A 25,460-nucleotide genomic window follows, 5' to 3' on the forward strand; every position below is an offset into this window, starting at 1 on the left:
CACCATCCTTGCCGGTGAGGTCTTGACCTTCACGCAGAGCAGCGATGGCGGCATCGATATCGAAAGTCGGTTTTTGCTTGGACATGAGTCATTCCTTTTTGCTACAGGATAAAGAAATGACACAGAAATCTGAACACTACCTGACAAAACAATAACACTGCTTTACGTTTAATTCACACAATCGTAAAAGGAATTACGATGACTTTACCTAGAAAAGCCCTAGTCTGTATCGAGGACACACCCTACTATCATATTACTTCTCGCTGTGTTCGACGCTCGTTTCTCTGCGGTGTTGATCATGCCAGCGGCAAAGACTATTCCCATCGCCGACTCTTTATTGAGCAACGCATCCATTTGCTCAGCAGCCTGTTTGCTCTTGATATTGCCGCTTATGCAGTGATGTCTAATCACATTCATTTGGTCGTCAAGCTCTCGCCGGAAGTGGTCAATGACTGGTCTGATCGCGAGGTGTTGACGCGCTGGACGAGTTTATTCAAAGGGCCGTTCTTGGTTCAGCAATACCTTAAAGGTGCGGTGCTTCCTGCGGCGGAACAAACGGCGTTAAATGAGATCATTACCGTCTATCGGCAGCGCATGACGAATTTAGGTTGGTTTATGAAATGCCTTAACGAGCCTATTGCCCGTGCTGCAAATAGAGAAGATGGCTGCAGCGGCCATTTTTGGGAAGCCCGCTACCGATCTCAAGCACTGTTAAGCGAAGAAGCATTATTAAGTTGTATGGCCTATGTGGATCTGAATCCAGTACGTGCGGCCATTGCGCCGACCCCAGAACAATCAGAACACACTAGTATTAAAGAGCGTATTCGCCCGTCATTGAATCTAGCAAAGAATATCACCAGCCTTATTCAAAGCCAGCAACTTAATCACTTCAATTATGGCCTTAAACCGTTGCTGTCCTTTGAAGGCAATAGCACCGACAAAGAACAACACGGCATTCTCTTCGGCCTCAAAGATTATCTGGAACTGGTCGATTACACCGGCAGGGAAGTGCGTGACGCCAAGCGCGGTGCTATCGCGCAAAATCTGCCCCCAATTCTTAAGCGCTTGGGTATTGACCAAATAACATGGCTGAACAACGCCACTGCCTTTGAGCAGATTTACCGGCAACGCTTTGCGAAAAAGCGGCAAGGTACAAACAAGGTCGCTTAATAATTCAAACTCTCACCTAATACCCGATGGGCGGTTTGGCTCAGGGGCTTCTGCGTTGTAAAGCAGGCGTTCAACGGCAATTTTTAAGATTTTGTCGGTGTTGTGAATATTCAGCGTAAAAGCTGGGCGCGATATTTATGACGAGGGGGCTATTTTCTTGGCCTTCAAATAGTGGCTGTCCAGTATTAGGTCAATAGTGCCTGTCCAGTATTAGAAGAGTGGTATTAGAAAGATACCTGTCCTTTTTGAAAGAAAGAGTAATCTAAGCAAGGCTACCCGATTACGGGTTCCAATTTCGCCGTAAGATGCTGTTTAACTCCCGGCCATTCATTACTGATAATGGTGAACACCACGGAGTCTCGAATTCGGCCGTCGGCCATGACCATGTGGCTGCGCAGGATGCCTTCTTGTTTGGCGCCTAGGCGCAAAATGGCGTTGCGGGAGTTTTGGTTGAGGAAGTCGGTGACGAACTCGACGCGATTTACTTTTAGGTTTTCAAAGGCGTGTTCCAGCATCAAGAGTTTGGTTTCGGTATTGATGTGGGTTTTTTGGTGGGATTTGGCAATGAAGCTAAAGCCGATTTCCACGCGTTTATTTGGTGGGCTGGCGCGCATATAGCGACTGGAGCCAACGACCTTGCCACTTCGTTTATCGATAATGGCGAATACAAGGCCGTCGCCCTCTTCTAGCGCATAGTAGGCGTTGCCGATAAATTCGTCGAGGTCGTCGGGGTGAGGAACTTTGGTAACGAAGATTCGCCACAATTCGCCATCGTCGATGGCTTCGGCTAGGCCCTGCTTATGGCTAATCGACAGCGGCTCTAGTCGCACGCTGGGGCCGTCTAACACTATCTTGTCGAATACCATAACACCTCCATGTCTATAGCCAATTTAACTACAGTTGGAAATGCAAAGCGAATGCCAACAGCTGCGTCAGGAACAAATCGTTGCCGCTGCTGGCATTGGTGTTGTATCTGTAATTAGAAACTCAGGCGAACATCCATGCCATAGCTTTTGGGCTCGCCAAAATAGCCCGCTTGGTAGGCACCTAAGCTAATGCTGTGCACTTTGTATTCCTCATCATCGAGATTGCGCCCCCACAGTGCGACTTCTAGACCAAGGCGACCGAGCGTGATATCCGACAGCGCAAGCCGCGCGTTTACTAGGCCGTAATCGTCGAGGAAAAAGCCGCTCATATCGTCATTAAAAGCCGTGCCGTAGCGCTCGTCGGTCCATTGATAGTCGATACTGGCATTCAGCATCATGGGGCTAGATGCACTGCCCACTGCGCGCTCATAATCTAAGCCAAGGGTGTAATTGTGCTCTGGGGCGTAGGGCATTTCGGCCTGATTGGCGACGTTTTCGCCCTGGGTTGGGCTAGCGCCGCGCTGGTCGATATACTCAATGAAATCGGCATCGGTATAGCCGTAAGACAGCTGCATGGTCAGGCCGCGCATTAACACTGCCATAACATCAACTTCAAAACCGTCGATCTGAGCTTCACCGACGTTGAATACGTCGGTGAGGAAGATGGTCGCGTTATTGGTGATCTGCTGCAATTGCATGTCTTCGTATTCAGCACGAAATACCGAAGCATTGACGCTGACACGATTATTAAGCCAGCTCGACTTGAGCCCCAACTCGTAAGACACCATATGCTCTTCGTCAAAAGGCGGGGTAAAGCCGTCTTCGGTGCTGCGCACATTGTAACCACCCGACTTATAGGCGGTGACCACCTTGGCAAAGGTACTCAGCTCGTCGGTCCAGTTATAGTCTAGGGTGAGGCTGGGGTTAAAGTTGCTCCAGGTCTCGCTGTCTGACTGTTCGCCACCAGTAAAATAGACTGCGCTGTCTTTACGTGCCTCGCGTTTGTCGACGGTGTAGCGCCCGCCCAAAGTCACATCTAAACGATGCCCAAGCATCGCCGGAGACCAAGTCAGCTGACCGTAGGCAGCGTAGGCCTCGGAGGTGGAATAGATTTGCCGATCTTCAAGTGTCACCGTGAGCAAGGTGGGCGGCAACAGCGGATTAGGATTGGCTATTACCACCGGCACGGTGTCGGTTTCTAGCTCGCTGCCGTGTTCTTTAAAGTAATACAGCCCCGCGACATAGCGCCAGTTTTTACCGCTCTCGCCGACAAACTGCAACTCTTGCGAGAACTGATCTTGTTCAATGTCGACACCAATTTTAAAGCCGGGCAAGCCGCCACCGTAGTTCTGCACAATATCTTCGGCCAGTTCACGGTAGCCGCTGATGGACTTTAGCTCGCCCCAGCCGGTATCGATGCTAACAATAAAGCTGTGGCCGCTAATTTCGGTGTGGCTTGGTGTTACGCCGCCATCCCAACTACCGGTGTCACTGCGCTGTTCATTCGCCGGAATGGCATTGCCAGTAGAGGATGTGGTTTGGTAATAATGCTGGGGGCCGTCAATTTCAGAAAAATCGTAAGCGTAATCAATACTCACCTTCTCGTTGAGGTCCCAGCGCACGGCCGCGCGGCCAGCTTGTTTTTCTTCTTCGCCGAAGTTTTTACCTTCGCCGGTATTCTCAACCCAGCCGTCGTGGCCAGACTCTAAGTAACTTAGCTTGGCCGAAAAATCGCCAACTTTTCCGCTTTCAATTTTGCTTAATGAGCGCCAGTAATCCCGATTACCCGCACTAAACTGCTGGCTAATGGCAAATTCTTCGCCGGGCTTTGCGGTAATTAAATTGATGGCGCCGCCGGTGGTATTGCGGCCGTATAAGGTGCCTTGCGGGCCACGCAGTACTTCAATGCGCTCAAGGTCGGCAACATCACTGGTTAAGCCAATACTGCGCGCGACGTAAACGCCGTCTAAATAAACGCCCACAGCGGGATCTTGAGTCGACTGGCTGTCGTTATTGCCAACCCCGCGCATAAATACCACAAGGGAGCTGCGACTATTAGGGAACGGTGTAATGGTGACGTTGGGCGCCAAGCCCGCAATGTCACCAAGATCGCTAATGCCAAAGCGCTCGAGCCGCTCACTTGAAAATGCCAGAATTGAGATCGGGGTGTCCTGCAAAGAACTTTCCCGCTTTTCGGCGGTAACCAAAATTTCTTCTAGCGCCAAGTCGTTTGCAGCCAGCGCGCCACTCGAATTGAGCGCAATGGCCATCGCGAGCGCCGATACTCGGTAAACAAAATTGCTCATACCCGTCTCACTTGTCATTTTTATTATTGCGGAACCAAAACCGCACCATTTAACTGGAGATAATCGCAGCTCCCGCTATTGGCGAGCTATCGTCTGTATGGATTATCGAGTGAGTAGGTAAACTGGGAAGGGACTTTTACGCTGAAAGTAGCACATCTTACGCCTCGAGTGACGCGGCGGTATCGCGCCACTCGGCCGGTAAACTCAGCTGGCTAACGCGGTCACAACACTGCCATAGAGACCACCAAGTACTAATACCAGCGATGCCAAACCACCAATACCAAAGCCTAGACTGCGTTTCTCTGCCGCCATTAGGTAACCCCGACAATACAGCGCACGACCAAGAACAAACAGGGCACCTAAGCCCGCTGCTACCGGTTCACTAACATAGCTAGCAAATAGCCACATCGCGGGAATCACCACTACCATTTGCTCTAGGGTATTTAGCTGCACACGAATCATTCTTTCCAACTTTGGGTCTCCGGTCATGGCCGGAGCCTGAATACCGGTTTTACCGCGGGTCATTCCCACCATCATCACAAACACAATGTATTCGAGTAAAATCACACCCATTACAACGCTAACTAATGCCATTTTCTTATTCCTATTTTTATAAATATACCGAGAAGCTAAGTTTTGCGTCTCAATTGCCATTGATTGTCTGCTTGCGTATTAACTGCTGCATACTTTGTTGCACATCGGGCCCTAACAAGGCCACCCAGCGCTGCGACAAAGACTCCAGACGTTTATCTACCCGGAGCAACTCCCCGTCACTCCCCTCTTCAAGCACTAACAGGCCCTGCTTTATAAGGGTGTCCATATAAACACGAAACAGGTTTTTATCGAAATATTCCGGCGCCTCGCGGCCACTTAATATCGCTAAGCGCTGCGCCATTTCAATGGTGTGTTGTTCAATGTCTTTGCGAGGCGCTGGGGTGTCAGAAATTTCTTGCACCAATAACAGACTCGTTACGGTGTAGCGTTCAAAGGTTTCCCGCAGAATACGACCAAGCCCGGTCAACACGGCGTAGGTCTCGGTGCCGACATTGGCGCGGCTCAAGCTGCCGTCTGCCTCATTGCGACTCAGCAAATTGAGGTCGACCAAATTATTTATTTGTTCAGCAACCGCCTCGGCACAATCAGCAATACTCACACGCAAAAACAATTCTTGTTTCACAAAAGGGTAAAGCAAAACACAGGCCTGGATTAACTCGGCCTCATTAACGGTCTGGCTGTGACGAAAAAAGCGCGCAATCAAACTCGGCAAAGCCAGCACATGCATCACCGAATTGCGGTAATAGGTTAGCATTACCGCTTCTTTTCCGGTCGCAGTAATAATCGGCCCCCAGGGATGTTCGATGCGCGAAAGCCCCGCCGTGCGCGCCGCCTGCTCAAATATTTCCTTAGCACTGCCTTCAGGCAGCGTCACGTCTGGGCTATACGGCAGACGTTTTAATAGTGCAATAAAATGATCTATTTGCAGAAGCAACTCATCTTCCGCCATCGCCCGCTGGGGGCTAGACAATAAGATCATCGACACTAGGCCAATGGGATTCACCACCGCCGCCGCGTTGATCCGCTCCATATTTTCTTGAGCGATATAATCGACCACCGCAGGCACAAAACTCTGATCGCCCTGCTGGTTCAACTTACGCCAATTAGGCTCAATATAACTAAAACATTCATCCAGACTTAGCGGCTCACCAAAGGCGATATGGGGGCTGCCGTAGGACGATTTAAAAATTTTACGGGCCTTTAACAAGCCGCCCGCCGACTCACTTTGTTTGGCGGCGCCACGCAGCTCTTTAACATAGGAGGCGCTTTCCACCAGTTTGTCGTAGCAAATGTAAATAGGAACTAAAGCCACCGAGCGGCCAGGCTGCTGGATAAAGCTGTCTACCGTCATTCGCAACATGCCCTTTTTGGGCGGTAATAATCGTCCGGTGCGGCTTCGGCCACCCTCGGGAAAAAACTCCACGGGGTAGCCCCGGCTCAGAATTACATCTAAATAGGATTTAAATACCGCAGTATAGAGGGGCTGCCCAGTAAAGCTGCGGCGAATATAAAACGCACCCGCCCGACGCAACATGCCACCCACCGGCCAAAAATTTAAATTCACGCCAGCGGCAATATGCGGTGCCAACAAACCCTGCACATAAAGCGTATAAGAAATGAGCAAATAATCGAAATGGCTGCGATGAGACGGCATATATATTAGCTGCTGACTATTTGCGGTCTCGCGCAGACGCTCAACATGATGGATGTTTAAACCCGAAAAAATCTTGCGAAACACCCAGCTCAGAATCAATTCTAGCGCCCGAATCATGCGATCGTCATAATTGGCTGCTACCTCTTCGGCCATTTTCCGCGCCTTCTTTTTTATGGCGCTCACGTCGTCTTCTGGGCCACTGAGTTCGGCAGCGATTGCGTCTTTCACTGTTTGACGACGCAACACAACATCAATGATTTGCTGGCGCGACAGTGAACGCGGGCCAAGACTCGCGGTTGCCCGGCGCGAAAAGTAAAACGACATCATGCGGGCCAGCATGGCCGCCGCGGCCACGGGGTCTTTCTTGCGCGCCACAAATTTATCAAAGGTTAAGGGCTGGGCGACATGCACCAGCACATTGCGGCGCTGGGCAATAATAATCAGCAATTTACGCAGCGCACCGGCGCGCTCGCCGTCGCCGAGCAGTAATTTAAAGAACGAGGTTTCACTGCCCGGGTTACGCCCCCAAAAAATCGATACTGGCACAATCTGCAGGGGGTAATCGCCTTGTGCAGCCTGCTCAATTAACCCTGCCATAGTTTGCTGGCCGCGAGAACCGCCGCGCAGTCCGGCTAAAACAGGTAAATAAAGGCAGCTGGCGCGGCCGGCATCCGGTAATTTACCCGGCGAGGAGCGCAACAAGGGCAGGTCATGGGCTTTAAAGATACGCTCCAGCAAAAAGCGATCTGTCCAGCTGTGCAAGCGCAGTACGTAACACACCGGCTTACCGCGAAGTTCATCGTACAGCGCTTCGTCAAATTGAATTAGTTTTGGTTTTACGCCAGCAAGAAAAGGCGCCGACAACATTCGACACAGCACAAAATACAAACGGGTAAACCACGGCATAATGCTCAAATCCTTAGTCAATTCCGCGTTCACTCTATTATATTTGTCGCATTAACGCCGAGTGAGCGCATAGATGAGGGCCATGTTGGCCGCTGGCGGCAATTTTACTTGGTCTGCACGCTCCCGTCGCGCTTTTCGCTAAAGGCCACACTCTGGGTCACGCAATAGCCGTCTTAGGGATAACAGGTAAGTCCTCGCTATTGGAGGTACAATTCCCTCAATAGCTTTAAAGTTTAGCCTACACCCGTTGTTTTACCGTTTTTATACAGGTCGATACCATGAGTGAATCCCACAGCCCCGTTTTTGACAATAGTTTCGCCCGCCTTTCTGGGCCATTCTATACCGCGCAAGCGCCAAGTTCGGTGCCAAACCCCGGTCTCATTCGTATTAACGCCGCGTTAGCAGAGCAATTGAATATTTCCCCAGACTGGCTGGCCTCCCCCGAGGGCATTGCCACTATGGCGGGCAATCACGTTCCCGACGGCGCCCAAAGTCTTGCTGCGGTCTATGCAGGTCATCAGTTTGGCGGCTGGAACCCCCAACTCGGCGATGGCCGCGCGGTTCTACTTGGCGAGTTAATAGGCACAGACGGTGTGCGTTACGACTGGCAGCTTAAAGGTTCAGGGCGCACGCCTTACTCCCGCGGCGGCGACGGTAAATCGCCATTGGGGCCAGTGCTTCGCGAATATATTCTGTGTGAAGCCATGGCGGCCCTAGGCGTACCCACCACGCGAGCCTTAGGCGCCGTCACCAGTGGCGAAATGGTGTTTCGCGACCAAGGCTTACCCGGCGCTGTCTTCAGCCGCGTGGCGCAGAGCCATATTCGCGTCGGCACCATGCAATTTTTTGCTGCGCGCCGTGACAATGAAGCCCTGCAAACCCTCAGCGACTACCTTATTCAACGTCACTTCCCTGACGCTACCGAGGCCGAAAACCCCGTACTGGCGATGCTCAATGAGATTATTAGTCGCCAAGCCAGCCTAATCGCTAAATGGCAGAGTATTGGCTTTATTCACGGGGTAATGAACACCGACAATATGCTGCTGTGCGGCGAGACCATCGACTACGGCCCCTGCGCATTTATGGACAGCTACGACCCGGCCACGGTATTCAGCTCAATAGACCACAACGGCCGCTACGCCTATGGCAACCAGCCCAGCATCGCGCACTGGAACCTAATACAATTAGCCCAAGCGCTGCTGCCGATTATCGACAATAGCGCCACAGCGGACGACGACAGTGCCGTGGCCATTGCCCAAGAAGCCATTAATGCCTTCCCTGCGAAATTTCTAACAGCCTATCAAACTATTATTAAAAACAAGCTCGGGCTAAGTGAATTTAAAGACAGTGACGACGCCTTATTTCAATCGCTGCTCAGTATTATGGAAGCGCAAAAATCGGACTTTACCCTGTGTTTTAGACGCCTGGCAGAGTTAAGTAACGAGACTGCCTGTATTAATAGCAGCGTTCGCGAGTTATTTGAATTTAACGAAGCCTTTACACCGTGCTTACAGCAATGGCGCCAACGTATCAGCGAAGATCCACAAAGCCCTGCCCAGCGCCAAGCGCAGATGTTTTCCGCCAACCCAGTGTTTATTCCCCGCAACCATCTCGTACAAGAAGCGATTGCCGCCGCAGAACAAAATGGCGATTTCAGCTTTTTCAATCAACTGGTCGATGTATTAGCAAAACCCAGGGAATTTGACCCAACTAAGTCGCGCTATGCTATGCCCGCAAAACCTGAGCAGCAAGTGCACCAAACTTTTTGCGGTACCTAAGCATGACAAACCGGCCAAACTGACTAAACGTGGCAAGCATAAAATTGTGAACCAAGCTGCCGGCGACATCACACTAAAATATTTGCAGGGCTATTCAGAGCACCTGCAGAATCAGGTGCGCCAACTCATTAGCGAGCGACGCCTGGGCGCCTATATTGAACAGCGCTACGGACAGCAACACCCCATTCAAAGTGACAAAGCCCTATACAAATATATTAATGACTTAAAACAAAGCCACCTGCGCAGCGCCCCGCAAATAGACAAAGTTTTATACGACAATCGTCTCGACCTTAGCCATCGGGCACTGGGCCTACACACTGCTGTGTCCCGAGTACAGGGCGGGAAATTAAAAGCCAAAAAGGAAATCCGCATTGCCTCGCTGTTTAAATATGCGCCGCCGGAGTTCTTAGAAATGATTGCGGTTCACGAGCTGGCCCACTTAAAGGAAGCTGACCACAACAAAGCCTTTTACAACCTTTGTGAATACATGCTGCCCAATTACCACCAACTGGAATTTGATTTACGGATTTACCTCACCGCCCGCGAGCTTGTAAGCGATTAAGAGCACAAGTTCTCCGAATGAATACCTCCTAGCCTAGCCAGGCTTAAGCTACCGTTACTTGATCAAGCGTTCGCCAACAACATTTTTCGTTAGCCTATTGATTACTATCACTTCCCGTCAATTCGGCGACATTAGCCGCCAAGTTTCACTTCTTATTTGTGCTGTCACAATCAAGTCAGAATGCATACTACGGGACATATATGCACTGATAATACCGAACAATATGTGCCCCATGCCGTACCCAGCGCAAAGTGTGAAAAATAAAAATGACTATCCTTAACTCCCCCTGCGGCTGCCCTTCGCCGTCCGTGGTGACAAAACCCATTATTTTGCACTCGACCCGAGGTGTATACATAAAGCACACAATTAAACCGCTCACATTCCTTCTTTCTCGCCTGATTTTATCGACTTGTCGTAGGACAGAGGCAGTAGTGCGGTTAGTGCACCGCCAAATCGCCTTTTCTATAACCCCAGCGATGCACCGGCTTCGCCTTCCCTGTTTGGCGATGGCCTGCCCGATAGGACTAGCCCGCAAGCCACCATAACCCGCGAGTATATTTGTAATATTCTAAACTCAGCCCTGAATGGCCCAGCACGGCCCACTCTACGGACACGGTTTACTCGGCAGTCGTGACGAATTAACTCAGGGCATATTGCCGACATGGCGGATGCTCATAATATGGTGTCTGCGCCGTCGATTGGCTTGGCTTTTCCGAGAGGGGGCATTGCGAGCATCGTCGCAATATTGCTGACTGTATCCAGCCTACCCTCACTTGCCGACACCTCCCAGCAGGGCATGCTGAACATGCTGTTTCTACCTCGCGCAATGAAACACCCGAAGGTTTTGCCGCGCAGCCGGACTTCCAAGACGACGCTGGCCAAGCATTGTTTACACTAATGAAGTCTACCGCGACGGCAACCGTCAAGACGGCATTATGAGCGGTGCAGTTATCGCGATGTCAAGCGCGGAGTACCGAGCGGGCCGGGTAGGAATTACTCTACCCGGCTAAAACAAAGCGTGGATTTTGATATTTACGCCATTCCCTTAAATCTCGCGTATCACGATGACCTTGATCGCAGTTTGGTGTTTTCTATAATGAAGACGCTCTAAGAGCGCGCTGAAAACAACAGCTACGCCCACCACATGGGTACCGCCAGTTCAAATAATACACGCTACTTGACGACCTCGCCGTTGCCAGCTGTGCACAGTACCGCCCCCCTATCGGCAACGTCCCCCCGCGTGATCCTGAATCAATGCCAGCCGGGCAAAGCAACGATGATCCCCGCGAATGTCCACGTCGTGAGCCGTCAGCAAAATGTCAGAAGTCGCCCTTTTTATACCCAATAAGTGCGTTACTCAATGTTAACAGCGTGGCTCGTGACAATCTCTGCCCGTCACAACCCGGAATGAAATAGGTGACGCCGGTCGTGGCTAACGCAAATAGAACGAAAGCACCGCAATAATTAAAAGCCGCAAGCAAAAAGCCAATACTGATTTCGGTATTGGCCCTTTTTATTACAAGACTGGCCGCAGCATCACACGCCAAGGCGCCACGCAATGACCTCTTTCTGAAATAAAGTACGATTTATTCCTGTAATAAAATTCCGAATAAATGTGGCTAGGTTCACGCCAAGAAATCATACGGTAGACAAGCACTGCAAAGCTCTGCCAAAATCTTCGCTACAAAAAATTATGCGTTTACGTAAATCAAAATGTATTATGTATGAAGTGCAGCAAGTAAATCAGCTGCTGTAACAAGCAATATGGCAGTACAGGAAGTAGCCGCCATAACAAACTCGGATCGCTGTATTTACATGTAACAACGTATCCACACTGCAAATGGAATTTGCTATGCCGACACGCCAAGCCTCGAATGGCTTTAGTTTAATAGAAGTTTTAATCGCTCTTTTGATTACAGCCCTCGGCGTCATGGGCACCGTCGCCACTCATATAAATACCATTAAATTCAACCAGACATCTGACGTGCGCTCTCACGCCACCATGTTGGCGTATGAAATCGCTGACCGCATGCGGGCCAATCGCACGGCAGCATTATCGGGCCGCTACGATATTGCCCTTAGCGCTACCGCACCCACCGGCACGCCCAGCACCATTGCTGAAACTGATTTACATGACTGGCTTAATGCGCTGACCTCCTATTTGAGCGAGGGCGATGGCAGCGTCGCCCGAAACGGCAATATTTTTACCATCGTCGTACAGTGGGACGAGAGCCGTATTAGCAGTAGCAGGCAGGCCGACGCCAATGGCACCCACCTCGAGTCATTTGTGTTTACAACTGAGCTATGAGGACAAGTCTATGACGCGAGCTGCACAGGCCGGTTTCGGCATTGTTGAACTGATGATCGCCATGACCTTGGGGCTATTTTTAAGCGCCGCGGTCATCCAAGTCACCCTCGCCAGCCAGCGCAGTCAGCGCGTATTAGAAGCCGCAGGACAACTCCAAGAGAGCGGCCGCATTGCGGTGAGTTTTCTTAACCGGGATCTCCGCATGGCGGGCTATATGGGCTGCCCAAACCTAGAGCGTATTCCCGTCAATATCATTGCCAAGAACCTGCCCAGCGACTTTAATTTTTCAGCTTCCGGTGTTTTGCTTGGGCAGGACAATGTCAGTGCCAGCAATGATTACGATGCGGTTGAAAACACCGACGTTGTTATTATTCAGCGCGCAGCCTCACCCGCCGTTAATTTAGTGGGCAACGTCGATCAGGATAATGCCAATATTCAAATTAGCGCCAACCCAGCAGGTATTGACGCTAATGACCTTGTGTTTGTTACAGACTGCATCACCGCCGATCTGTTTAGAGCGACAAACGTATCCAATGGCAACGGCAACGATAATAGTCGGGTGACCATCGCCCACGCGAGCAACAACAATACGCCAAACCGACTAAGCAAGATCTACGGCACCGATGCCGAAGTCATGGGCTTTCAATCACTGGCCTATTTTATTCGCGACACCAATCGCACCACAGCAGCGGGTAATCCCATTCACTCGCTATGGGTTCGGGCCCGCAGCCTCGGCAGCGGTGCGGCCCCGGCAGCCACCGAGCTTGTTGAAGGCGTTGAAAACATGCAAATCAGCTACGGTGAAGACACCAATGATGATCGCAATATTGATGTTTATCGCAGCGCCGCCGACGTGAGCAACTGGGCGGCCGTACTAAGTATTCGCATCGAATTACTCATGCACAGCCTAGATGACAATATCGTTGGCTCCTCCGGGGAGTTTGTGCAAAACAATCTGGAATTCAATGGCGCCGCCGTTGCCAGTGACCAACGGCTGCGGCAGGTATATCGCACCGCCGTCGCGATTCGCAATCGCCTGCCATGACGTTCGCACCTATGGGACAACCGGACAAGCGCATGAGCCAAATTAATCCCTCATCGCAGCGGGGCGCCGCACTGCTTATCAGCCTCGTTTTTATGCTGATTCTGACTATTATTTGCGCCAGCGCGCTGCAGTCCACCACCTTGCAAGAACGCATGGCCGGTCATGCACGAGACACCAATTCCGCATTCCAAGCTGCTGAAGCCGCGCTGCGCGAAGGCGAAAAAGTTTTGCAGGCCACATCTGTTGGGCCCTTTAACGGCAGCAACGGTTTATACAAGCAATGCACCGGGACTGGCATTGAATGCACACCACCCGACTGGAACGATATTGCCTCCACCGGCTGGCGAACTGCCAGCGGTATAAGTGGAGTCTCCAGCGCACCGCAATTTTACCTTGAAGAACTTACACAGCTTGATGACCCCCTTGCTGCGCTCGACGCTGGTAAGCCCGTAAAAGTCATTACCAATTACCGCATCACTGCACGCGGTTTTGGCGTCAGTGACAGATCAATAGTGGTACTGCGCACAATTTATCGCCGCGAATGAAAAGTGAGAATTAAACATGATCGCTAAAGCTGGCTTACGCTATTTACTGCTTATTATTGCGCCAATACTGCTCACCGCTATCTCGCCTAAGGGCTTGGCTGCACTTAATATTGCAAACACCCCACTATCGTTTGCTACTGGTGTAAGTCCAAATATCATCATGGCGATTGACGACTCGGGCAGCATGGACGCGGAACTCCTTATGCCCACCAACGATGGCGCGCTGTGGTGGCATACCGGGAGCAAGAGTTTCGTCGGCCGAGATAAGGACGATGTCATCTCTGCTGGCGTGCTTAACTTTAATAAGGTGGGTAACGCCAACGGCACCTGGAAGAAATACACTTATCTTTTTCCCAACGGTACCGGCAGCGGCAATCGCGTCTACGGCGACAGGGATAACGACCACTACGCCGTACCGCCGACCGCGCAATTTGCCTTTGCCCGCTCACCGGATTACAACAAAGCCTATTTTAATCCAGAGGACATTTACGTACCCTGGCCTAGTGCTGGCAGTGCGACTTTTAGTCATATTATCGCAACGAGCGCGCCCAGCGACCCAACGCAGGGCTCTTCCAGCTTCGACCTTACGCAAAATATAAACAACAGCAATAACAATCATAAATTCAGATTTCAGCCGGGAATGCGCTTACCCAATGGCGATACCGCCACGAGCATCACCAACGAAACCCTGAGCTACTACCCCGCTACGTTTTATTTAACGGAACCGCTACCCAGCCGCTTTGCTTACACCAACGCGCCACTGAACGGCTATGCACCTGACGGCACAACAGTGCTGTATGGTTACGAAATTAAATCGGCGAATTTTTCGGCAACCGCAAACTACAATGTCATGATGCAGAACTTCGCTAATTGGTTTTCCTATTACCGCAAACGTCATTTAGCCACTCGCGCCGGTGTGGCTTTATCTTTTTTCGACGTAAATAACGCCCGAGTCGGCGAATTTACCATTAACCATCGCAACAACGTCAGCATGAAAGCATTAGCGGATAGCAACGACCGCACTCGCTTTTATGACACCATTTATTCCCGCGGCGGGAATGGCGGTGGCACACCCAATCGCGAAGCACTCAATCACGCTGGCCAGCAATTTCAGCGCTCAAATAATGGCGCTCCCATCACCCACGCCTGCCAAGCTAATGCCGCCATCCTCTTTACCGACGGCTACAGCAATGTCAGCAGCATTAGTGGCGTCGGTAATGAAGATGGCGGTAAAGGCGCGCCCTACCAAGACTCTGCGAGTTCTACCATGGCCGATATCGCCATGAAATATTACGACAATCACTTGCGTTCAGACCTCGCCACCGGCCAAGTGCCCGTGGCGGCGGCCTGTAACCGACAAAGTCGGCCACCCGCTTTAGACTGCAAAACCAATTTACATATGCTCACTTATGCCGTCACCTTGGGTACCGGTGGCATTTTGTACGACCCAGACAATCCGGCAGACCCGTATGCAAATGCCCCTAACTGGCACACCACATTTGAAAACCGCAGCCCAACCGCAATCGACGACCTGTGGCACGCCACAATTAATGGTCGTGGCGCGCTCCTTATTGCCAGTAAGCCAGTAGACATTGCCACAAAATTAAAATCGGCAATCACCCGTATTCTCCAGTCAATTGGCTCGTCATCCGCTATTGCCAGCAACTCCACGCGTTTAGATTCCGACACCTTAATATTTCAAGCTCGTTATGACAGCCGCGACTGGTCTGGGCAAATATTGGCTTATGAAGTCGCCAGCGATGGCGCCTTAGCCGACATAAAGTGGGACAGTAACACCAGCAATGGCATTGCCTCTCACGGTGACCGCAACATACTCACCTGGTCCGACAGTGCCGTTAATTTCACCTGGGCAAACCTTGCCACTGCTGAAAAATCAGCCCTTACCGCCGACCTGACGTCAGCTAACGCGGCAATAGCGGGGCCACGACGAGTCAATTGGCTGCGTGGCGACAGGAGCTTAGAAGGTACTAATCCCGACTATCGCATTCGCTCACACTTGCTCGGTGATATTGTCCACTCCAACCCTTATTTCCACTGGGACCAAAACTACGGATTTTCGCGCTTGTCCGGTGTCGAAGGCAGTAGTTACGCCGCCTATCTTTCAGCAAAAAAGGCCAAACCGGCGATGCTATTTGTTGGCGCCAACGACGGTATGCTACACGGCTTTAATGCCAATACCGGGACCGAAGAATTTGCCTATATTCCCAAACGCGCTTACAGCGCCTTATACACATTGACCAAGCCCGACTACGAGCACAAATACTTTGTAGACGGCTCTCCCCTCGTCATTGATGCCTATTGGGACGGTGCATGGCGTTCTGTATTAGTCGCTGCTAGCGGCGCCGGCGGCGGATCGGTCTTTGCTATTGATGTTAGTGACCCCGCCAATATCGACACCACCGATATTCTTTGGGATTTTCATACTGCGGCGGCGGCCGCCACCAACAAACTGGGCTTAAGCATGAGCAATCCAGTGCTCACTCGTCTCGCCACTGGCGACTGGGTAGCGATTTTTGGCAACGGCTATAATAGCGGCGACACCGTAAAATTGTTTGTGGTGAACCTTAAAACCGGCGCCTTGATTAAAGCAATAGACACCAAAGTCGCGGGCACCGACAACGGCCTCGGCGACATCTTGGCCGTAGACACCGACGGCGACCGGATTACCGACTATGTCTATGCTGGCGACCTCAGCGGAAATGTTTGGAAATTTGATCTACACGCCACCAACAGCAGCCAGTGGGATTCCGCGTTTAAAACCGGCAGTAACCCAGCACCATTATTCGTTGCGAAAGATGTTGACGGCAACAGGCAGGCGATCACGGCAGCCATGACATCTGGCCGTCACCCCGACGGCGGTATTATGATTTACTTCGGCACCGGAAAATATTTTGAACAGGGCGATTCAGTAGTCAGTAACTCGCCACAACTGCAAAGCTTTTACGGTATTCGAGACAACGGTAGCCGAATCAGCGCACGTAGCGATTTGCAGCTGCAAAGTATAATTTACGAGGCTACCCCCACACTGCGCGGTGGCACCGCCGAGTTTCCTGTACGGGTAGTGTCGGACACTTCCGTAAACTACAGCGCCAAAAAAGGTTGGGTTCTCGACCTAAAAAACCCCAACGCCACCAATGGCGCTGGCGAGCGGGTCACCGATCAGGCCATATTGCGCAATGGCCGCGTTATTTTCAACACGCTGATTCCTTCAGCAAACCCCTGCAACTTTGGTGGCACCAGCCACCTAATGGAAATCGACACCATCACTGGTGGTCGCCTCGCCAATACCGTGCTCGACATCAATGGCGACGGCTTAATTAATGACGATGATGTGGTCAATATTAATGACGATTTCTTCCCACCGAGCGGCAAAAAATTTGACCAATTAATCACGCGGCCAGGCATTATTGGCGCCGGTGAAAAAGAGTACAAATACACCTCCGGCTCCCGCGGAAGTATTGGCCTTACCCTAGAGCGCGGAACCGGCAAGGAATTGGGGCGGCAATCTTGGTGGCAGCTGCGATGAAAAAAACACTCATTGACCGCTGCGCCCTATTCAATGTACCAAAGCACACCCGCGGTTTTAGCTTAATCGAACTCTTAATTGTTACTGCCATAGTCGGCATATTAGCCAGTATTGCCTATCCGTCTTATCAAGACTCAGTCGCCAAAGCCCGTCGCAATGACGCCGCGGGGGCCTTACAAGAGGCAGCCCAAGCCCTAGAGCGTTATTACAGCGTCAACGGCCGCTATATTAATAGCAGTGGCAGCCTACCGGTGATATACCCGACTCGCGTCCCCAGCGGTGGTGCGAGCTATTACACTATTGCCGTTACCGGCACGCCCTCCGCCAATACCTACACATTGCGGGCAAGCCGCACGGGAAACATGGCGGGTGATAAGTGCGGAAATTTTCAGATTAACCAGTCTGGGACGCTGTCTTTAGACTCGGCCGCGTCTGCGTATACCGTCGCCAAGTGCTGGCGACGGTAAGCATAAAGGCGACACTAAGCTGGTCTTGCCGCCGCAGGCCCGGCAATGACCATCGCCTCACTATACGCGGGGCGCTGAAAAATGTGATCTACATAAGCTTTAACATGTTCACGGTCATCAATACCGCGGCCGCCAAAAAGCGGCAATGCCGTTAAATTAAACATCACCATAATATCGGCGCAACTGAACTCTGGCCCAGCCAAGTAAGCCGACTCCGCCACACCCCGGTCGCCGTCGCGAATAATTGGCAATGTACCCACTGGTGTAAGGCGCGGTATTCCGGCCGTGCCAGCATATCTGAGCCACGATCAAAGCACTCTACATCTAATTTATACCGCAAATTAAGCTCTTCTATCAGCCCTACAATCCGTATCTGATTGCGATGCACCGAGGTGATAAATTGTAATCATTAGCATTCCTTCTATTATCGCGTTTATGTACTACTTGGCGTGTAAACCTTACGCTAGCAGCTGACATACAAAGCCACTGTAGCCTGCACCACAACGGTTTCAACTTCCGCTTTTTATAAATGTTTACAGTACTTCAAACAAACCCGCCGCGCCCATACCGCCACCAATGCACATAGTAACAACCACATATTTCACACCGCGGCGTTTACCTTCAAGCAGTGCGTGACCAACCATGCGCGCGCCGCTCATGCCAAAAGGATGACCAATTGCGATAGCGCCGCCATTCACGTTAAGTTTGTCATTGTCTATGCCCAGCTGATCGCGGCAGTAGATTACCTGCGCCGCAAAAGCTTCGTTCAATTCCCACAAACCGATATCGTTGACATTTAAACCAGCACGTTTTAATAACTTAGGCACAGCGAATACCGGGCCAATGCCCATCTCGTCGGCTTTGCAACCGGCAACAGCCAAACCACGATACAGACCTAAGGGGGCCAAACCGTGTTGTTCAGCCAATTTACGATCCATAACGACGCAGGCTGAGGCGCCATCTGAGAGCTGAGAGGCGTTACCGGCGGTGATAAAGCGACCTTGTTTTATCCATTGACCGTCTTTCCATATCGGCGCCAGTGCTGACAATCTTTCAAGCGTGGTAGTAGGACGGTTACACTCGTCTTTCTCCAACAGCACATCTTTAAATGTGGTCTCTTTAGTTTCTTTGTTGAACACTGACATGCTGACCTTAAAGGGCACAACTTCGTCGGCAAACAGGTCCGCTTGCTGCGCTGCCGCAACTCGCTGCTGGCTTTGCAGGGAGTATAAGTCCTGAGCTTCACGGCTAATGCCATAACGATCAGCGACGATTTCAGCCGTCTCAATCATCGGGATATAGGCTGTGGGATCAATATCCAATACGGTCTGTGAAACATTGCGATGTGAGTTTTTATGCTTAGTCTGAACAAGTGAAATAGATTCTAAACCGCCAGCAACGGCAATATCCATTTCATTACACATAATCGATTTTGCTGCCCAAGCGATTGACATCAAACCCGACGAACACTGACGCTCTATAGCCATGCCCGGAACACTGTCTGGCAGACCGCCAACCACAGCGCACAAACGTCCAAGGTTATATGCTTGAGTGCCCTGCTGGGCAGCTGCGCCAAAGATCACATCTTCAACGGATGCCGGATCAATACCCGCGCGATCAACTGCTGCGCGCACGACATGGCCGCCCATAGCGGGTGCTTCGGTATTGTTTAATGCGCCGCGAAATGATTTGCCCATACCCGTACGGGCAGTTGAAACGATGACAGCTTCTCTCATAGTGTTTGTCCTTTTCTGTTTTGATTTCGCGTCGTAGCGCTCGATTTTTAATGTAACTCCAAGATGCTGGACGGGAGATGGGAGACGCTAAACTCGCTTTCGATCGCGTCTTCCGTCTCCCGTCTAGCATCTCCCGTTCGTTAGGCTCGCTGTGATGAGCAACTTACAATTTCCCCGGTCATATAACTGGAATAATCCGAGGCGAGGAACATCATAATATTGGCAACTTCCCATACTTCGGCGCCGCGGCCATAGGCTTCGCGGGCTTCGAGTTCAGCTAGCAATTCTTCCGGTGCTGATTTTTTAAGCATGGCGTGAACCGCCAAGGACGGCGCTACGGCATTGATGCGCACACCGAAATCGGCGGCTTCTAAGGCGGCGCAACGGGTAAGCGCCATTACCCCCGCTTTAGCCGCAGCATAATGCGCTTGTTCTTTTTGGGCGCGCCAACCGAGTACTGAAGCGTTATTAACAATGACGCCCTCACCACGGGTTTTCATGACCTTCATCATATAGCGGGTCATGCGCATGGTGCCGTTGAGCGTAACGTCGATTACCTTATTCCACTCGGGGTCTTCCATCTCGATAAGCAGTTTTGTCGTGCCCAAACCCGCGTTATTGATCAGCACATCTACGCCGCCCAGTAACTCCTCTGCGGTATTGATTAGTGCCTGCACGTCGTCTTCAACAGCAACGTTACAGACTTTGCCATAGACCTGCTCGCAGCCGGTTTCTGCTTTTAGCTTTTCTACCGAGGCGTTCAAACGGCCCTCGTGGATATCAGAAATAACGATACCCCGACAACCTTCCTCAATGGCGCGCTGCGCCGCCGAAAAACCAATACCGGCGCCCGCCGCAGCGGTAATCAGCACCGACTTGCCTTTTAATAAACCGTGGCCTTTAACGTATTCTGGGACTTTGATGTTCATTGCTTACTCCCCGATATGCTTTATGGGAGACGGGGGACGCAAAGTTCAATTCTTAGCATTGCCCGTCATCACTATATCTATGGTTAATTCGTGTTTTAACATTTCTATTCAGGCGCTAAACGGGAGACGGTAAACGCAAAACAATCGGCCTTAGCGTCTTCCTTCTCTCGTCAAGCATTTCATATCAAAAGCATTCGCTTCGCTCACGTGGATACCTGCCTTCGCAGGTATGACTGAACGGTGACCACTATTTAAATCCACTGTCACTCCTGCGTAGGCAGGAGTCCATTTACCACCAAGCCAGCACACTGGCTATTCGCTTAAACCATCCACTTCGCTGTACTTGGATACCTACCTGCGGAGGTATGACGCTAGCGTGATTGCGCAACCTTCTCCGCCTTTGCGTCTCCCGTCCAGCGTTTCATATCAAAGACATCCACTTCGCTCTCGTGGATACCTACCTGCGCAGGTATGACTGAACGGTGACCACTATTTAATCCACTGTCACTCCTGCGTAGGCAGGAGTCCATTTACCAGCAAGCCAGCACACTGGCTATTCGCTTAAACCATCCACTTCGCTCACTTGGATACCTGCCTGCGCAGGTATGACGCTAGCGTGATTGCGCAACCTTCTCCGCCTTTGCGTCTCCCGCCCACCTCAAGCAGGCCTCAATTCCTTCGGCATTCCCAAGCCCCGCTCGGCTATAATATTGCGCTGAATTTGGTTAGTACCGCCGTAAATAGTGTCCGATCTTGTGAACAAGAATAGCGACTGCAAGCGATTTAATTCATAGGGCGCGTCGGCCAAGATATCGGCTTCGGGGCCGAGTATATCCACGGCAAGTTCGCCGAGGTCGCGGTGCCAAGTGGCCCAGTACAACTTGTAAATCAGCGCTTCTTTTTGAAGACTTCCGTCGCCGCCCCCAGAGAGCATACGCAGGCTGTTATAGCGCATTATCTTTAGGCCAATATGGGCGTCGGCAATGCGTTGGCGGATTAGCGGATCTTTAGCCGCGCCATTGTCTTTGGCGAGTTTAACAACTTCATTCAATTCATTTTGAAAGGCCATTTGCTGGCCCAAGGTAGACACGCCGCGCTCAAAGCCCAGCAGACCCATGGCCACTTTCCAACCGTCGCCAGGCTGGCCGACAATATCCTCAGCCGCGCACTCTGCATCATCAAAAAACACTTCGTTAAATTCGGAGGTGCCGGTAATTTGCTCAATTGGCCGCACGGTTACGCCGGGCTGATCCATTTTTATCAGGAAAAAACCCAAGCCTTTATGCGCTTTAGAATCAGGATCGGTCCGGGCAATCACAAAGCAATATTCAGACTCATGGGCCAGTGAGGTCCACACCTTCTGGCCATTGACTAACCACTTACCACTGGCCTCATCAAACCGAGCCTTGGTTTTAACATTGGCTAAATCCGAGCCAGCGCTTGGCTCTGAATAACCCTGACACCAAAACTCGGTGCCCGACAAAATACCGGGTAAATATTTTTGTTTTTGTTCTTCGCTACCAAAGGCAATAAGGGTCGGCCCCGCCAAGCCCTCACCGATATGCCCCATACGCCCCGGTGCACCAGCCCGTGCGTATTCCTCAAAAAAGATGACCTGCTGTTCAATTGATAAACCACGCCCGCCGACCTCCTTCGGCCACCCCACACAGGTCCAACCGCCTTCGGCGAGCTTGCGCTCCCACGCCTTACGCTCCTCAGGAAACATGTGTTCATCACCCGGGCCGCCACGGAATTTCAGCTGGGCAAACTCACCAACTAAATTGTCCACTAACCAGCCTGCGATCTCGGCGCGGAATTGTTCGTCTTCAGGGCTGAATTGTAGTTTCATAATGTCATGCTCGGTCTGAATTTATTAATCTGCGACGCGCTTGATGCTGGACGGGAGACGGAAGACGCTAAACACAGGCAAGCCCCTGCGTCTCCCGTCTCCCATTAGGCGTCTAGCGCATCAAGTAGTATCTTCGCCACGCGCTCGCGGTGATATCCGCTATCGCCGAGAAAATGCTCACTCGCTTTAGCGCGTTTGAAATACAGATGCACGTCGTATTCCCAAGTAAAACCAACACCACCGTGAATCTGTAGCGCTTCACCGGCATTTTTAAAATAGGCTTCTGAGCAGTGGGATTTCGCGATACTGGCGGCTTCACTTAATTCATTGGCGAGGGGGCCGTCGTTCAGGGCTTCGTCGGCAATACACGCGGCGTAATAAACCGCCGAACGAGCAACTTCGCCCCGTAGCATCATATCGGCGGCCTTGTGTTTAATCGCTTGGAATCCCGCAATCGTGCGACCAAATTGGCTGCGACTTTTACTGTATTCCACCGACATATCCAGTACTTCCTGCATGCCGCCGGCTTGTTCGGCGGCCAAAGCGATGGTGGCTAGATCTAATATTTTATTTAAATGCTTAGCCGCCTTACCGAGATCGCCCATGACAGTGCTTTCGTCTAGGCGCAGATTGGTGACCGTAATAGTCGCCTGGCGGCGGGTTTGATCCATGGTGGGTAAAGCAGCACGTTCAATACCATGTAGACCCGTAGGACAGACAAAAAGGCTAATGCCATTTTCGCCAACACTGCCCTCTTCTCTTGCCGCAAATACCATAACATCGGCGTTATCGCCATCTAACACGTAACGGTAGTTGCCGTTAAGAATAAAATCATTGCCGTCGCGGCGATAGGTCACCGATACCGCGCATGCATCCCAATTTCGGTTTGCCGAGTTAAACGCGAGACTGGCGATTTTGCCTTCGATTATTTGCGGTAGATACAGCGTTTTTTGTGCGTCGGTGCCCGCCACTAACAGGGCGTTAGTAGCCATAGCAACGCTCGACATATACGGTGCGCAAAGCAGGTAGCGCCCCATTTGCTCAAGCACGGCCACGAGTTCAACATAGCCTAGCCCCATACCACCGTATTGCTCAGGGATATGCAGTGCCTGCCAATACATATCGGCACAAACGCTTTGCCACAGCGCGGGATCGAAACCTTTGTCACTGACCATCGCGGCGCGCACTGCCGCACTGGACGACGAGGCTTTTAAAAACGCCGCCGCCGTGTCGCGTATCATTTGCTGTTCTTCAGTAAATGCGAAATCCATACTGTCTCCGAAACACGACGGCGGCTTTCACGGCAGTGATGTACTAGCGCTTATCGCTCACGCAATAGCGCGATAACATTACAAACGCAGCTGCAAACGCACAAAGGCGCCGTCTTCAAATTCAAATCTTTTGCCAATATCGGCATCAAAATCCATGCTGCCGTAACCAACTTGAATAGCCGAATTTTGGAACAAACTAAATTCGGCACTCACCGACCACTCGTCGTAACCTTCAATATCACCGAAACTAGAGGCCTCCGGCGCGTAATATAAACCCGCCCGCAGGCGCACGATCTCGTTTAATGGCAGGCTCAAATCGCCACCAAAGGCCACTGCACCACCATTTATATCAGTGTCGTCGCCGTCCAACGCAATTGCCTTTGCACCGACGCGGCCAGTAAGCGCACCGCGCTGACCGTTGGCGTATACGCCCAGTGCAACCATGTCGGCATCGTCTTCATGGTGAAACCAATCCAGTTGCGCACTACTCTCTGGGCTCATATCGCCGGCAAGCGATACGCCGAAGGTATCTGCGCCAAAACGAAACGCGACGCCGCCGGCCAGTGCCGAACTGCTCGCCGTTGCCAAGAGTAAAGCTGCAATAAAGGGGGCTTTCATGGTAGTGATTCTCCTGCTTATAAAGACCTAAGGATAAAATCAGCTACCATACACTTTCTGAGCCGGAACTGCCTGTTCTAGCAAGATTTTTACTGCACCACCCACTTCACTGGGCGCCCAACGATCACCTTTATCCACCTCTGGACCTTTGCGCCAACCGTCCGCTAAAGATATTTTCCCCCCCTCCGCCTCAAACACACAGCCTGTGACATGCGCTGACTCGCTACTACCCAACCAAACCAACAGCGAAGACACATTCTCTGGGGCAAAAAAATCAAAGCTACCGTCTTCTGGCTTGGCCATGCGGGTGGCCATGGCTTCAACAGAAGTCGTCATATCGGTTCTTGCCGCGGGAGCTACTGCATTGGCGGTAATACCGTAACGAGCTAATTCCACCCCCTGATTTAAGGTCAACGCAGCAATACCCGCCTTCGCTGCGGCGTAATTCGACTGGCCAACGGCACCTTGCAGGCCAGCGCCGGAGGTCGTGTTGATAATACGGGCGTCGACCGCCACGCCTTCTTTGGACTTACCGCGCCAGTAGTGCACGGCGTGAGAAGTAATACAGAAGTGACCTTTCAAGTGCACCGCCATAATGGTGTCCCACTCGGCTTCCGTCATTGAGGCAAACATACGGTCGCGGTTCACACCGGCGTTATTCAAAACAATATGCAGATCACCGTAGGTATCAATGGCCTGCTTTACTGCATTGAGACTGTCATCGTAATTCGTAATATCAGAGGTATTCACCACGGCCTTACCACCGGCTGCGGTAATCTCTTCAACAACCTTTTTGGCAGCGTCTTCATTAATATCATTCACAATAACCGAGGCGCCCTCGGCGGCAAAAACTTTGGCATGTGCCGCACCAAGGCCGCCACCTGCACCGGTGATAATCACCACTCTGTTGTCACAAATACCCATAGTTCTTAATCCTCAATTTTGCTGGATGCTTGACGGGAGACGGAAAACGCTAAAGCCGCGCCTACCCTGCATATTTCAAACTAAAATTTGCTGCTTTCTAGCAAGTCGCAAGTACTGGATAAAACCCCGAAGACACGCATTACACGCCGCTTCTGCTAAGTCCATCTTTCCGTCTCCCATCTCCCGTCAAGCGTCTCGCCACTAAAGTCTCTCGATAATTGTTACATTCGCCTGCCCGCCGCCTTCGCACATCGTCTGCAGGCCGTAGCGGCCACCCGTGCGCTCGAGCTCATGCAATAGCGTGGTCATAAGTTTGGTGCCGGTGGCACCCAGTGGATGACCAAGGGCGATGGCGCCGCCGTTAACATTGGTTTTAGCGTGGTCGTAGCCGGTTTCTTTTAACCAGGCCATAGACACGGACGCG

20 protein-coding genes and 1 pseudogene are annotated in these 25,460 nt (G+C 51.5%); 9 read left to right on the forward strand and 12 right to left on the reverse strand.

Going from position 1 to position 25,460, the window contains the following annotated elements; genetic code table 11:
- The first annotated feature begins 198 nt into the window (after nucleotides 1–198).
- Nucleotides 199–1,170 carry a transposase gene (locus ABYP33_RS09690; protein ID WP_373090636.1) on the forward strand — a complete coding sequence of 324 codons (972 nt, stop codon included), beginning with the start codon at nucleotides 199–201 and terminating at the stop codon, nucleotides 1,168–1,170.
- 272 nt (nucleotides 1,171–1,442) lie between these two features.
- On the opposite strand, the gene ABYP33_RS09695 is transcribed toward ABYP33_RS09690, so the two are convergent.
- The 4 genes from ABYP33_RS09695 to plsB form a co-directional block, all read right to left on the reverse strand.
- Entirely contained in the window at nucleotides 1,443–2,036 is a 594-nt protein-coding gene (locus tag ABYP33_RS09695) for a GNAT family N-acetyltransferase (RefSeq protein ID WP_373090637.1), read from the reverse strand.
- Nucleotides 2,037–2,149: 113 nt separating this feature from the next.
- A complete protein-coding gene (locus ABYP33_RS09700) occupies nucleotides 2,150–4,342 on the reverse strand; it encodes a TonB-dependent receptor (RefSeq protein WP_373090639.1) in 2,193 nt (730 codons plus the stop codon).
- A gap of 204 nt (nucleotides 4,343–4,546) precedes the next feature.
- Entirely contained in the window at nucleotides 4,547–4,936 is a 390-nt protein-coding gene (locus ABYP33_RS09705) for an MAPEG family protein (RefSeq protein ID WP_373090640.1), read from the reverse strand.
- A gap of 49 nt (nucleotides 4,937–4,985) precedes the next feature.
- On the reverse strand, nucleotides 4,986–7,457 hold the full coding sequence (gene plsB, locus ABYP33_RS09710) for a glycerol-3-phosphate 1-O-acyltransferase PlsB (protein WP_373090641.1): 2,472 nt from the start codon (nucleotides 7,455–7,457) through the stop codon (nucleotides 4,986–4,988).
- Nucleotides 7,458–7,735: 278 nt separating this feature from the next.
- On the opposite strand from plsB, the gene ABYP33_RS09715 reads away from it, so the two are divergent.
- From ABYP33_RS09715 to ABYP33_RS09750, 8 genes are all read left to right on the forward strand, one after another.
- On the forward strand, nucleotides 7,736–9,235 hold the full coding sequence (locus ABYP33_RS09715) for a YdiU family protein (RefSeq protein WP_373090642.1): 1,500 nt from the start codon (nucleotides 7,736–7,738) through the stop codon (nucleotides 9,233–9,235).
- Nucleotides 9,236–9,281: 46 nt separating this feature from the next.
- Complete coding sequence (locus tag ABYP33_RS09720; protein WP_373090643.1) at nucleotides 9,282–9,797, forward strand: M48 family metallopeptidase; 516 nt, start codon at nucleotides 9,282–9,284, stop codon at nucleotides 9,795–9,797.
- Between the two features lie 661 nt (nucleotides 9,798–10,458).
- Nucleotides 10,459–10,695, forward strand: a complete 237-nt coding sequence (locus tag ABYP33_RS09725; protein WP_373090645.1) for a hypothetical protein — start codon at nucleotides 10,459–10,461, stop codon at nucleotides 10,693–10,695.
- A 954-nt stretch (nucleotides 10,696–11,649) separates the two neighbouring features.
- Complete coding sequence (gene pilV / locus ABYP33_RS09730) at nucleotides 11,650–12,105, forward strand: type IV pilus modification protein PilV (RefSeq protein ID WP_373090647.1); 456 nt, start codon at nucleotides 11,650–11,652, stop codon at nucleotides 12,103–12,105.
- A 10-nt stretch (nucleotides 12,106–12,115) separates the two neighbouring features.
- Entirely contained in the window at nucleotides 12,116–13,150 is a 1,035-nt protein-coding gene (locus ABYP33_RS09735; RefSeq protein WP_373090648.1) for a PilW family protein, read from the forward strand.
- A 32-nt stretch (nucleotides 13,151–13,182) separates the two neighbouring features.
- Nucleotides 13,183–13,695, forward strand: a complete 513-nt coding sequence (locus tag ABYP33_RS09740; protein ID WP_373090650.1) for a PilX N-terminal domain-containing pilus assembly protein — start codon at nucleotides 13,183–13,185, stop codon at nucleotides 13,693–13,695.
- Between the two features lie 16 nt (nucleotides 13,696–13,711).
- Nucleotides 13,712–17,242 (forward strand): pilus assembly protein, encoded by a 3,531-nt coding sequence (locus ABYP33_RS09745; protein WP_373090651.1) that lies wholly within the window; start codon nucleotides 13,712–13,714, stop codon nucleotides 17,240–17,242.
- On the forward strand, nucleotides 17,239–17,709 hold the full coding sequence (locus tag ABYP33_RS09750; RefSeq protein WP_373090652.1) for a type IV pilin protein: 471 nt from the start codon (nucleotides 17,239–17,241) through the stop codon (nucleotides 17,707–17,709). The genes ABYP33_RS09745 and ABYP33_RS09750 overlap by 4 nt, the downstream gene beginning before the upstream one ends.
- A 14-nt stretch (nucleotides 17,710–17,723) precedes the next feature.
- Here ABYP33_RS09750 and ABYP33_RS09755 read toward each other — a convergent pair whose 3' ends face one another.
- From ABYP33_RS09755 to ABYP33_RS09790, 8 genes and pseudogenes are all read right to left on the reverse strand, one after another.
- Complete coding sequence (locus tag ABYP33_RS09755) at nucleotides 17,724–17,960, reverse strand: glutathione binding-like protein (RefSeq protein WP_373090654.1); 237 nt, start codon at nucleotides 17,958–17,960, stop codon at nucleotides 17,724–17,726.
- Between the two features lie 282 nt (nucleotides 17,961–18,242).
- Complete coding sequence (locus ABYP33_RS09760; RefSeq protein ID WP_373090656.1) at nucleotides 18,243–19,445, reverse strand: acetyl-CoA C-acyltransferase; 1,203 nt, start codon at nucleotides 19,443–19,445, stop codon at nucleotides 18,243–18,245.
- 140 nt (nucleotides 19,446–19,585) lie between these two features.
- On the reverse strand, nucleotides 19,586–20,374 hold the full coding sequence (locus ABYP33_RS09765; protein WP_008246546.1) for an SDR family oxidoreductase: 789 nt from the start codon (nucleotides 20,372–20,374) through the stop codon (nucleotides 19,586–19,588).
- Between the two features lie 658 nt (nucleotides 20,375–21,032).
- Nucleotides 21,033–22,223 carry an acyl-CoA dehydrogenase family protein gene (locus ABYP33_RS09770; protein WP_373090657.1) on the reverse strand — a complete coding sequence of 397 codons (1,191 nt, stop codon included), beginning with the start codon at nucleotides 22,221–22,223 and terminating at the stop codon, nucleotides 21,033–21,035.
- 104 nt (nucleotides 22,224–22,327) lie between these two features.
- Nucleotides 22,328–23,494: an acyl-CoA dehydrogenase family protein gene (locus ABYP33_RS09775; protein ID WP_373090658.1), complete on the reverse strand. Its 1,167-nt coding sequence runs from the start codon at nucleotides 23,492–23,494 to the stop codon at nucleotides 22,328–22,330.
- Between the two features lie 78 nt (nucleotides 23,495–23,572).
- Nucleotides 23,573–24,112, reverse strand: coding sequence for a YfaZ family outer membrane protein (locus ABYP33_RS09780; protein ID WP_373090659.1), 540 nt, complete (start codon nucleotides 24,110–24,112; stop codon nucleotides 23,573–23,575).
- Between the two features lie 39 nt (nucleotides 24,113–24,151).
- Complete coding sequence (locus ABYP33_RS09785) at nucleotides 24,152–25,036, reverse strand: SDR family oxidoreductase (RefSeq protein WP_373090660.1); 885 nt, start codon at nucleotides 25,034–25,036, stop codon at nucleotides 24,152–24,154.
- Nucleotides 25,037–25,237: 201 nt separating this feature from the next.
- Nucleotides 25,238–25,460, reverse strand: a pseudogene (locus ABYP33_RS09790) (acetyl-CoA C-acetyltransferase); the annotation flags it as partial.

This window comes from Zhongshania sp. (genome assembly GCF_041584495.1).
In the GTDB taxonomy this organism is placed as follows: Bacteria; Pseudomonadota; Gammaproteobacteria; order Pseudomonadales; family Spongiibacteraceae; genus Spongiibacter.